This is a genomic window from Paraburkholderia sp. 31.1 (assembly GCF_014397645.1).
Lineage (GTDB): Bacteria > Pseudomonadota > Gammaproteobacteria > Burkholderiales > Burkholderiaceae > Paraburkholderia > Paraburkholderia tuberum.
Genome location: NZ_VZQN01000088.1, coordinates 1 through 10,962, shown reverse-complemented (window position 1 = coordinate 10,962; position 10,962 = coordinate 1). Strand labels below are relative to the sequence as shown.

General features: G+C 63.1%; 8 protein-coding genes and 6 pseudogenes. 9 read left to right on the top strand and 5 right to left on the bottom strand.

The annotated features are described in order from the left end of the window. Window positions 1-103: 103 nt before the first annotated feature. Window positions 104-715 (bottom strand): annotated as a pseudogene (locus F6X37_RS34435) (IS6 family transposase); the annotation flags it as partial. A gap of 135 nt (window positions 716-850) precedes the next feature. Here F6X37_RS34435 and F6X37_RS34430 point away from each other — a divergent pair. After that, on the top strand, window positions 851-1,384 hold the full coding sequence (locus tag F6X37_RS34430) for a hypothetical protein (RefSeq protein WP_187614480.1): 534 nt from the start codon (window positions 851-853) through the stop codon (window positions 1,382-1,384). A 182-nt stretch (window positions 1,385-1,566) separates the two neighbouring features. Beyond that, complete coding sequence (locus F6X37_RS34425) at window positions 1,567-3,564, top strand: PhoX family protein (RefSeq protein WP_187614479.1); 1,998 nt, start codon at window positions 1,567-1,569, stop codon at window positions 3,562-3,564. A gap of 223 nt (window positions 3,565-3,787) precedes the next feature. Here F6X37_RS34425 and F6X37_RS34420 read toward each other — a convergent pair. Further along, window positions 3,788-4,261, bottom strand: a pseudogene (locus tag F6X37_RS34420) (integrase); the annotation flags it as partial. Between F6X37_RS34420 and F6X37_RS34415 the strand changes: the two are divergent. From F6X37_RS34415 to F6X37_RS34400, 4 genes are all read left to right on the top strand, one after another. Next, window positions 4,176-5,276 (top strand): DNA-binding protein, encoded by a 1,101-nt coding sequence (locus F6X37_RS34415; RefSeq protein ID WP_410451520.1) that lies wholly within the window; start codon window positions 4,176-4,178, stop codon window positions 5,274-5,276. The pseudogene F6X37_RS34420 and the gene F6X37_RS34415 overlap by 86 nt on opposite strands. Beyond that, window positions 5,266-5,454, top strand: coding sequence for a hypothetical protein (locus tag F6X37_RS34410; RefSeq protein ID WP_187614478.1), 189 nt, complete (start codon window positions 5,266-5,268; stop codon window positions 5,452-5,454). Before F6X37_RS34415 ends, F6X37_RS34410 begins: the two co-directional genes overlap by 11 nt. A 5-nt stretch (window positions 5,455-5,459) precedes the next feature. Then, window positions 5,460-6,371 (top strand): hypothetical protein, encoded by a 912-nt coding sequence (locus F6X37_RS34405; protein WP_187614477.1) that lies wholly within the window; start codon window positions 5,460-5,462, stop codon window positions 6,369-6,371. A gap of 254 nt (window positions 6,372-6,625) precedes the next feature. Then, on the top strand, window positions 6,626-6,940 hold the full coding sequence (locus F6X37_RS34400) for a DUF1016 N-terminal domain-containing protein (RefSeq protein WP_187614482.1): 315 nt from the start codon (window positions 6,626-6,628) through the stop codon (window positions 6,938-6,940). 66 nt (window positions 6,941-7,006) lie between these two features. Here the strand turns inward: F6X37_RS34400 and F6X37_RS34395 are convergent. Continuing rightward, window positions 7,007-7,821: pseudogene (locus F6X37_RS34395) on the bottom strand (phage integrase family protein); the annotation flags it as partial. A gap of 96 nt (window positions 7,822-7,917) precedes the next feature. Between F6X37_RS34395 and F6X37_RS34390 the strand changes: the two are divergent. Both F6X37_RS34390 and F6X37_RS34385 read left to right on the top strand, forming a co-directional pair. Next, a pseudogene (locus F6X37_RS34390) lies at window positions 7,918-8,211 on the top strand (transposase); the annotation flags it as partial. A gap of 357 nt (window positions 8,212-8,568) precedes the next feature. Beyond that, window positions 8,569-9,171: an SCO family protein gene (locus tag F6X37_RS34385; protein ID WP_187614481.1), complete on the top strand. Its 603-nt coding sequence runs from the start codon at window positions 8,569-8,571 to the stop codon at window positions 9,169-9,171. 330 nt (window positions 9,172-9,501) lie between these two features. On the opposite strand, the pseudogene F6X37_RS34380 reads toward F6X37_RS34385, so the two are convergent. Both F6X37_RS34380 and F6X37_RS34375 read right to left on the bottom strand, forming a co-directional pair. Then, window positions 9,502-10,047: pseudogene (locus tag F6X37_RS34380) on the bottom strand (cation diffusion facilitator family transporter); the annotation flags it as partial. A gap of 8 nt (window positions 10,048-10,055) precedes the next feature. Next, complete coding sequence (locus F6X37_RS34375; protein ID WP_187614476.1) at window positions 10,056-10,331, bottom strand: metal/formaldehyde-sensitive transcriptional repressor; 276 nt, start codon at window positions 10,329-10,331, stop codon at window positions 10,056-10,058. 167 nt (window positions 10,332-10,498) lie between these two features. On the opposite strand from F6X37_RS34375, the pseudogene F6X37_RS34370 reads away from it, so the two are divergent. Next, a pseudogene (locus F6X37_RS34370) lies at window positions 10,499-10,708 on the top strand (hypothetical protein); the annotation flags it as partial. Between the last annotated feature and the right edge of the window lie 254 nt (window positions 10,709-10,962).

The window sequence follows — 10,962 nt, the reverse complement described above, 5'->3', positions numbered from 1 at the left end:
GCCAAATTGCTCAACGGGCGGCCTCGCCAGACGCTCGGCTGGGACTCCCCCGAGGAAGCAATGGCTAAAGAGTTAGAGAAGGCTGGATTAGCTAAACGTTGCACTTGACTCTTGAGACTGCCATGCGTGCGCACCGGAAATTCTTGAACCCGAGCATGGAGCGGGTACGCTGTTTAATCGCGCGGTGGTCCTGTTCGATGATATTGTTCAAGTACTTCGTCTGCCGGATCTTGATGGGCGTTTCGCGCTCGGCGTTGATGGCTTGCAACGCAGCCATATTGGCGCCGCTTTTGTCGATCGTCACAGTCTCGGGTTCGCCATTCAGGGCCATCGACTTTTCGAATTACCGCCGCGCCGCAGTCTTATCCCGATGGGCCCGTAACAGAAAGTCGATGGTGTTGCCGGCCTTGTTGACGGCGCGATACAGGTATTTCCATTGGCCCTTGACCTTGATGTAGGTCTCGTCGACGCGCCAGCTCTTGCACACGGGGCGTTTGTGGCGGCGAAACGCTTTTTCCAGCACCGGCAGCAGCTTGAGCGCCCAACGGTGCACGGTTGAATGATCCACTGAGATGCCTCGCTTGGCCATCATTTCTTCGAGATTTCGCAGGCTAAGCAGATAGGCCACATACCAGCGAACACAAGTCAGGATGACATCAAGCGGGTAATGCAGGCGTTTGAGCACGCGGGCAACGGTCGGATTCAGAGTCTTCATCAAGCTTTCAGTCGTTCATCTGTTCCGCACATCATAGGCGACCGCCTTATTGCAACAGAACCGGTCCGCCGGACGGAAAAGTAAAGCGCAAAAGCCATTCGCACTGGGCTTCGTGTCGACGCCAAACGTGCAGCGTTGCATACACCCGTTCCATCGTCCGACACCGCTGCTGATCCCACGACGGAAGGCTCGGCCGGATTAGGCGAAGCCGTGCACGAAGCACGTCTGTGGCGCGACGACGGCTGGACCGCGCGCGTCATCAAGAACGAAGACGACGAAGGCTGGGCCGTCGAAATGATCAAGGACGGCGAAGCGGAACCGGCGCTCGTCGGGCCGTGGACGATGGGCCGCAACAAGAAGGATCCGAAACCCCTCGACACGTCGGCGTGCAACACGCTGGTGAAGACCGCCTCAGAAGTCCTGCGCCGCCATGAGCAGCAACTGCGTGCGCAACTCCATAAAGAAGTGCGGGTGGCGAGCGCGGACGGTAACGACGAACTCGACATCACGCTGGACATCGTTGCGGACGACATCGAACCGTACGCGCTGCTGACCGCGCTCGACACCTTCGGCGAGCAGTTGGCGCAAGTGCAGGTCGCGCCCAGCTTCAAGCTCAGCAAGGCGAGCGCCGTGGCCTGGGTCGAAAAGGAATTTCGCCGCCCGGGCTAGAGGCGGGGCAGGCCGGCTGACCAGGCTGATTCAAAAATTACTAACGCCTGTCAATATTCTTTCATATTAACTTCATAGAATCCTCGCGTCATAGCGGCGCGAGCGTGAACCATGTGGTTTGGGGCTGACTGCGTGCCGGCTGTGCATTCACCCACGCTACCCGAACCCTGGATCACGACAACATGGCAGAGCCGTTCGACATTTCCCGCCGCAAGGCCCTGAAACTACTTGCCGGTGCGCCGATGCTGCCGCTAGGCGGCATCGCCACGGCGTCGATGCTGACCGCTTGCGGCGGCGATCTGGCGACTCCGTCGGCCAATTCCACCACGCCTACTACGCCTGCCACCCCGGTCGCGAACTTCACTTCGGCGTCTTTCACCAGCATGCCGGCGCCGTCGCTCGCCAATCCGTCGCTGATGGCAACCACCACGGTCGGCTCAGGCCTGACGGTTTCGTATTCCGACGGCTCCCAAAAGGCTTACAAACTCGCGTACCAGCCGTTCTTCATGACCGGCGATCTGGTCCCGGACGGCAACGGCGGCACCGTGCTGGCAGGCGGGTACTTCGACATCAACAACCAGCCGATCGACGACGATTCGGTGCCCGCGCAACGGCGCCAGTTCTTTTCGGACTCGCCGGACGGTACGTCGCTGCTGAAGATCGATGGCGCGAAGGTCGCCGGCGTAAAGGGCAACACGGTGTTCGCTGTGGTCCAGTTCGAATACACGACGCGCTCGCAGTCCGGCAGTGACATGTATGGCCGCCTCCCGTCGCCGATCGCGGTGCTGACGCTGGATCAGGATCCGGCCACCGGCAAGTTGACGCTCGTCAAGTATCACAACGTCGACACGTCGCCCGCGAATGGACTGTGGATCACCTGCGGCGCGAGCCTGTCGCCGTGGAACACGCATCTGTCGAGCGAGGAATACGAGCCGGATGCGTTCACGGCCAGCTCGAGCAATCTGGCGCAGTACAAGGCGTTCAACGATAACCTGTACGGCAACACGAACATTGCTTTCAACCCGTATCTCTATGGTCATCTGCCGGAAATCACGGTCAAGGCGGATGGCACCGGCTCGGTCAGAAAGCACTATTGCCTCGGGCGCATTTCGCACGAACTGGTGCAGGTGATGCCGGACAACCGCACGGTCCTGATGGGCGACGACGCGACCAACAGCGGCCTCTTCATGTTCGTGGCGGACAACGAGAAGGACCTGTCGGCCGGCACGTTGTATGTGGCGAAAGTGGGCGCGGGCTTCTCGGTCGATCCGGCCGCGGCGGGCGCGGACCTGACGTGGATCAGGCTGGGTCACGCGACGAGCGCGGAAGTCGAGGCCATGGCGAAGTCGAATCGGCCGCAGGACGTCATCGACGTCAAGTGGACCGATCCTGCCGACGCTAACTACCGGAAGATCTTCGCCAGTGGCACCGCGCAGTGGGTCAGGATCATGCCGGGCAAGGAGAAGGTTGCGGCTTTCCTCGAAACCCATCGCTACGCTTACCTGGCGGGCGGCAGCATGGGCTTCACGAAGATGGAAGGGACGACGGTCAACATCAAGGACAAGATCGCGTACTCCGCTTTGCAGAACATCGTCGACTCGATGGTGAAGGGCAACGCGAAGGGCTGGAACGCGGAGAGCAACATTTCCGTCGACGCCGCGATCAACGCCGGCGGCGTGCTTCAGCACAAGCTCGCGGGCGGCCAGAAGGATAACCAGGGTGCCGCGATCAACAGCGAGTGGGTGCCGGTGCACACCAGCGCGCTGCTGGTCGGCAAGGACATCGCCGCCGACGCGCTCGGCAACAAGGCCGACCCGGAGTTGGTCGCCAACCCGGACAACCTGAAATTCTCGGAGAAGCTGCGCACGCTCTTTATCGGCGAGGACAGCGGCTACCACGTGAACAATTACCTGTGGGCGTACAACGTCGACACGAAGCAGCTCACGCGTCTGCTGTCGACACCCGCCGGCGCCGAATCGACCGGTCTGCATGCGGTCGACGAACTCAACGGCTGGACCTACATCATGAGCAACTTCCAGCATGCCGGCGACTGGGGCAGCCAGCATACGCAGGCGCTCAGGGACACGCTCGATCCGCTTGTGCGCGCGAATTACAAGGATCGCTTCGGCGCGTCGGTCGGCTATCTGACAGCAGACCCGACATCGATCAAGCTGGTGTGACGGCAAGGCTCGCAGAGATCCTCGCAAGTCTCATTGTGGGGAAATTGATGGCGCGTTGATCCGATACGAAAAGCACGGTTCGCGAGCGGTTCATCGCCCCCTCTCTGGAGGGGGTTTTTTATTGGAGCCGGGAGGCAAAGTTGTGTGTTCGCAAGACACTCTTCGAACTGTGACATAGACCTGCATTCAGGCAACTGCGTGGTGATAGTCAGCGACTACGGGGCGGGTTGCCAGCCAGATAGCCGGCTTCGACGAGCCACGCGAACAGCGCGTTGATGATCACCATCGCCTGGTACTGGCTACTCGGCCGGAGCGTCCTGTAGAACGGCCGCCAGCGCGGATCATGGCGCGGGTATTTGCGCCCGCCGTCGGCGACCCAGCGCGCGTGCGGCAACGGGTCTTTCAGGAATTGCCGGAAGAGTTGCAGGTCTTCGTGCGTGAGCGACGACAGCGGCTTGCCCAGTTGCACGATCGCCCATAGCAGCAGCCGTTCGGCTTCCTTGCGGTAATTCTCGAAGGTGGTCTTTTTGTCGGCGACCCGCGCGAGCCATGCGCGGACCGCATTCAGGTCGTCGTGGGCGGCGATCTGTGAATGCCCGCGCGCCCGGTTGCTGCCATCGCGGCCGTCGAGGTCGGCGGACAGTTCAAGCGCATCGAGGGGCGTCCTGCCCGACGAAACCCGCCTCTCGGCTGAAATCGACCGCCTGAAAGGCGAATTCCCGAAGACCCGCGAGCTGTACCGCGAAGTCTGCGCGCTCCTGTTCTTCCGCTTCGGGATCACGCCGACCGCGAACCGGCTTTACCAGCTGGTCAAGCGCGGCAGCATGAGCACGCCGACCCAGGTACTCGGTAAATTCTGGGCCGAACTGCGCGAAAAGAGCCGGGTGCGCATCGAACACCCCGACCTGCCCGCCGATCTGGGGCCGGCTGCCGGCGAACTGGTCGCGGCGCTCTGGACCCGCGCAACCGCCTCTGCCGAAGCCGCGCTCGACGCGCTGCGCGACGAGGTCGAGGCGCAACGCGTTGAGGCGCAACGGTCGGTCGTTGCTGCCCGCGACGAACTGGGTCGCGTCGAGACCGCGCTCGAACAGCGCACGGCGGCGCTCCTTGCCGCGCAGGTCGAGGTTCGCGAACTGGAAAAGGCGCAGGCCGAGGGCCACGCGGCGCGGCAGGCGTGCGAGGCCGAGGTGGTCCGGCTCAAGGCCGAGGCGCTTGTGCGCGACCGTGAACTGGACAAGGTGCGCGAAGGTTTCTCGCGGGATCTCGAGAAGCTGCGCGAGAGCGCGGAACGCGCCGAAGAGCGCCTGCGAGCATCGGAAAAGCGCGCGCTGCTGGAGATCGACCGCGAGCGGGGTGCGGCCGCGAAGCTGCAGAAGGACCTCGATGCCGCGGTGAAGCGGGCCGACAGTCGCGGGGCGGACCATCACCGGGCGGTCGAGGCGCTGCAGGCGCAGCTCGGGGACGTGCGTCACCAGGCGGGCGTGCTGCAGGGACGGCTCGATGCCGTGCTGGGCACGAACGTCACGCTGCAGCAACAGCTGGCGGCACTGCGGCAGGCGGATACACGCGACGCCCGCCCAGCCCGCGCGAAGTCCGCCTCCACCCCGGCGCGCCCGGTGGCGACACGCGCTTCACGCGCGCCCCGTGTCACGCCCGAGCCAGCCAGCAAGACCGTAGTGCACCGCAAGCGGGGAAAGAGGGATGGAAAATAGAACCCGCCGGCGCAAGAGACGGAAGGCCCCGGTCTGTCCGCCGATCGGCGCGCTGTTGCGCTATGGCGAGCGGACCGTGCGCATGATCATCGAGTCGGCGGTGCACGAAGACGGCAGCACCTTCCGCAGCACGGTGAAGTGGGCTAATCTGGCCGCTCTTCACGATCAGCTCTTCTGAGCGGGATGAACATGCAGCAGCCCACCATTCAGCAGCTCGACATTTTCGCCGACAGCCGTGATGTCATGTTGCGTAACGACGTGCTGGAGCCGCTGCAGCGGCGCGATGCGGTGGCGGCGCGAACGGCACTGGAGCTGCTCGCCGGCGAATATCCGGACGATGGCGCGCTCCCAGCGATGAGCGTGCTGGTTCGTGAGCTGGAACGCGGATCGCCCACGCCCTTTTCTGATCACGAGACGCTGGCCAGCGCACGCCGGCATCTCGAGGACGAGGTCGTACTTGCCGCCCGGCGGGTGCTGCCCGCGCAGAATGTTCAGTCGTGGCTCACGCCGTGCTGGCGAGCGCTTGCTCAGCGGGCTGAATCGCTACCGTTTCGTACCGCCGACGCGGACAGTCACGCCGTGCCGCTGTGGCTTTTGGCGGGCGACGGGACGGCTGCGATTGAAGCAGTCGAAGCCATTGAGTCCTGGTCGCGCATCCCGGCACCGCTTGCGTGGATGACCGAGGCACGCTACCGGGCGGCCGGCCTGGATGCGGCGTGGCCGCTGCTCGCGCAGCTGGCGTGGCTGGCGCCGGCGAGGTTCGTGGCGTTGTTGCCCACCTTGGGTGATGCTTCGCTGGACGCGCTGCGCCGGCGCTTCGATGCCGAATTCCCTGGCACCGGCGAGGTCGACGACTATTCCTGGTTCCCGGCATGGCTGCTGTTGGTGAAGCCGGCGCTCGCCGGCAGGTTAGGTGAGGCGCGCGTGCAGCGTGACCAGGCGGCATCGCGCGCGACGGCCCTGCTCGGAGAGATCCGGCGCCGGGAGCACGAAGGCGACCAGCATGAACTCATCGGGCTGCGCCAGGAGCTCAGCCGGCTGCATGCGGGCCTGTTCGACACCTACATGGCGACACGGAAAGTGCAGCACCGTTGATCGGTGAGCGAGGCCGCGAATGGTCACATCGGGCAGTCGTCCTACAATCATTCGCGAGATGCGACCCGGGGGCGGACGGTTCGCCCGGGCGAGGAGACGGCCGCGAGGCCGAACAGGTATCCGTAATTGTCTCCGCACTGCGGAGACAATTCGGACACTCGCCGGCGCAAGCCCCGGTGACGGGTTTGAAGACAGATTGGGCCGTCCGCGGGCAGTTTTAACGCGGCGGTAGCCGCACACCTGAGCATGAAAGTATGAACGACCTTACGCCTTCCTCCTTGCTTGACGAAGTCCGACAGCTGATCGATTCGGCGCGCGAACGGGCCGCCGTTGCGATCAATGCAGAACTGACACTGCTGTACTGGCAGGTGGGGCATCGTATTGAGGCAGAGGTATTGCGGGGCGCCCGCGCGGAGTACGGGCAACAGGTGATCGGATCGTTGGCGCGTCAGCTTACCGCCGAATACGGGCGCGGCTGGAGCGACAAGCAGTTGCGCCACTGCATGCGAGTATCTGACTGTGCTGCCGCCACGAGAGCAGTTACAGGCGAAATTGCACCAGTCAATTGAAGCCGCAAGATCACGGCTCCAGGACAAGCGGCGCGAATGATTCGATCGCCAGGATCCGGCGACTGACCGTTTGTCGCGCGCGGCCGCCTTGCTCCAGCCGGTTGAAGGTGCGCCGGACGCAGTCCGGTCCGGATACTCGGGTCCGTCGACGCTCGTGCGCACGAGCGCCCATTCGCCTTCGGTGAAAGCATGCGATGCATTGAGCGTCGCTGCGCCGTTGCCGCCACGCACCTTCACACCTGAGAACGGATTGGCGAGCACGTAGCGTTGCTCGATCAGCCAGCGGAACGGCGCGCCGACGATCGACAGCGCGTGCGCAACCGAACGGTCCGAGAGATTGCCGTCGAACGGCCGCCAGTCAGGCGACGTACGCGGCCGTACCGGACCCACCCAGCGTGCACGCGGCGAGGGATGCCGCAGGAACGCCCGGTACGCGATTGCGTCTTCGGTCGTCAGCGACGACAGCGCGCGGCCCCGCTCGACGATCGCCCACAGGATCAGGCGCTCGGCCTCCTTGCGGTAGGTGCGCCGCGTGGCGGGCGACTCCTGCAGCGCGAGCCAGGTCTGCACGGCCTCATAGTCATTGGACGCGTCCAGCGGACAGGTCGCGACGGGCGCGCGGAACGTACCGCTGGTGCCATCGACCTCGTGAGGCAGCCGCAGGGTTCCCACGGCACGATGTCACCACGCTGGCTTGCCACCACCAGCGCGCGGGCCTTTTCGGTGAGGGCGGGCCATGCGGCGAAGAACTGCTCGATCGCGCGCGCATTCGCCGCGCCGAGACCGGGGACCGCTTTCCACCATTGGCGTCGTCGCGGCATCCGCACGTCGGCCAGCGTCGTGATGCCTTGGGCGCGCAGCACGCGCACGGCGCGAGGGGAGAATGACAAATGGCAAACACCATGAGGAAGAATACCGATGTCGGAGCGAGGGGCGGAGCTGCTCGTAGTAGTGTTGAAGCCTTTGTAATGAAGGTGGATAGCGCCTATGCGAGCCAGAAAGCGCTGATCCACAGCAAGGCACCCAGGGCGCGCGACTTCACCAATCAGCGCACCCGCCGTGCGGGTGGCGAAGTCGACGAGGTGCAGCGCGGCAAGAACGGCAACAAGTCGAAGATTCGCGCCCGGGTGGAACATGTCTTCGCGGTCGTGAAGCGACTGTGGGGATTTACCAAGGTTCGCTATCGCGGGCTGGCAAAGAACGCTAATCGGGCGTTCGTCGCGCTTGCACTGGCGAACGTCTATCTTTCGCGTAGGCAACTGATGGCATCGGTACGCCCATCGTGGGCGAACGGCGGGCAAAGTGGCCGCCAGCAGGCCCGGGAGGGCCGAAAAGCATGCGCTCAAGCTCGACTTCATGACTTGACGACGTTCAAATTGCTGACGCGTCGCCGATTCCGCGGCTTGTTCAGCGTAGCCTTAAGCATTCCCTCTTCGCTTCCCGCCTTACGCGCGACATTTCGGCGCGCTCGGGTGACGCAGCCTGTGGCGCAACGGCCCTCGAATGGAGCCTTGTCGTTGAGAGTTGTAAAGCGGATGAGGCACTACGCGGGCAGACGAATGAAAGCTCTCCGCAATAGACTGTACTTCCCAATCCTGATCTTTGCGACGGCAATGCCGCACCAATCCATGCCCCCATTCTTTGATCGCTGTGTGCGTCTCGTTGTCGGCGCAACGCTCTCTGTTTCACTTGCCGCCTGCCACCATGAAGAGCCGTGGAAGCTCACGGACGTCCAGGGGCATTTGCCCGATCTGGATTTCGAACTGACCTCAGACGCCGGCAAGCAGATTAGCCAGGCGAACCTGGCAGGTGATGTCACACTCGTGTACTTCGGCTACACGCATTGCCCGGACGTATGCCCGGAGACGCTGGCCAAACTGGCCCAAGTGACGCATCAACTGGGCGGCGCCGCACAGCATGTGAAGGTCCTGTTCGTGAGTGTCGACCCGGCGCGGGACACGCCCGCAGCGATGCATGCGTATGTCGATGCGTTTGACGCAAAGCACGACGTCGGCCTGACCGGTTCCGACAGCGCGATCAAGGCGCTCGCGCAACGCTATCGCGTCGCGTACCAGGCTGACAAGCCCCGCGCGAACGGTGGATACGAGGTAACCCATAGCTCGGCGATCTACATATTCGATGCGAAAGGGCACGCGCGCCTGATCGGTGCGGACGACGATCCGGTCGACGCATTTGTGCACGATCTGCGTCAATTGGCCGACGAGACCTGACGACAGGCGCCCGCGACGGTGCTGAAGAGGCCGCGAACGAGCTCGCGCACCCACGGTGTTTTCAACAGATAGAGTCGGACGTACGTCGGAGACTCCGGCCAGATTCGCCCGGGGGGAGCGCTTGTTGTCGCCGCCCGAAGTTCCACGCATACCACCGCGTTCAGCTGGTCAATAACCGGCTACGACCAGAATCCCTATGCACGCTCAACGCAAGGTTTCCTGGCATACAAGTGTGTGGCGCCAGTAGCATCGTGGATCACGCCACCGCTTGAGCAGGCTGGACCTCGACCGTGACATGGGACAACCTCTTAAAGCGCTGGAGCACCGCATGATGCCATCTTCGAAGATGGAAACGGCAAACACACAGGACGGAGCGAAGATCTTCTGCGCCTCGTCTTCGTAACCATGCCCGTGATGGTCGCCGAGCAGCCACGCGCTCGCCAGGTAGACCAACAGGCCTACCACCGCGATGGGAATCGCTTCGCCGAAATGAATCGATACTGGCGACAGAAAGCGCGACACAGCCTCGTACCCAATCAGCACTGCGATCATGGCAAGTACGATGGCACTCGTGAAGCCCGCGAGATCGCCAAGCTTGCCAGTACCGAAAACGAAGCGGGGGGCGGCAGCATGCTTACGCGCGTATGTGTACGCGAGGGCTGCAATCAGCATTGCTCCAGCGTGCGTCGACAGGTGCAGACCGTCTGCAACAAGCGCCAGTGAGCCAAACATATTGCCGCCGATGATTTCAATCAGCGTCATCGCGCTGCACAGCGCAATGACCGCCCAGGTCCTGCGCTCGTTCTGCTCGTGAGCCGCGCCCAGAAAGAGGTGGTCGTGTCCTGCGTCGAACGCCGAGTCTTTTAAATCACTCATGTGCTGCTCTACTTGAAATAGCTGTGAACGACTTCGATGAGCTGGTCAGTCGCGCTGCCGGCCGGCTCTTTGTGGGTTTCGGCATCGACGAGATGCGTGCGGATATGCTCCTCGAGCACTACCGCCAGCAGGCCATTCATCGCGCCGCGACAACTGGTTATCTGCTGCAGGACGTCGATGCATCCACGCTCTTCCTCAAGCGCCCGCTCGATGGCTTCCACTTGCCCCTTGATGCGGCGGACCCGGTTGAGAAGCTTCTGTTTCTCACGAATGGTGTGGCTCATGAATGACCTCCGATATACCGCAGGAGCGTATATGCCAAATAGGGTGGAGGGGTATGCTAATTCTCCCCGGTGAACGACACGGAACCCATTTATAACGTGACGCAGGATACGGCCCACCTCACTGCCCCGTTACTCAGCGTACCGTATGGACGCCCCTCGCGTTTAAGTTCGTGTGCGTCACGCTGGCGGTGCTGCTGGGCGGCTACAACCGGATAATCCACTTGCCGCGCTCGCAGGCCGCGACGGCAGATGGCGGTCCCGCTTACCCTGACGCGCAACGCGGCTTCGACCGTCTGCTGGCCGTCGAAGCCGTCGCCATGCTGGCGGTACTGGCGGCCGCCGGCGTGCTTGGCCACACGGCGCCCTCGGGCGAATAGGCCTGGTTACGTTAGAGCCATCGCTCGCAACACCCGGGTATCCGAACCCCGACAGTCCGTCGCTTCGACGAACGCGGATCAGGCTCACTAATGATCGAGAGCCGGCAGTTCGCGCCAATGAACGCCCCTTCTATGGGGAATCAGAAGTCAAGCCCTGTTCGAGATAAAATTTCGCCATGCGAAGTGAATCTCCTTACCCGTTGTCTACGGCCAGTTTGCGTGGTCGCCTGCTACGACCAGACGCAGACTGGCCG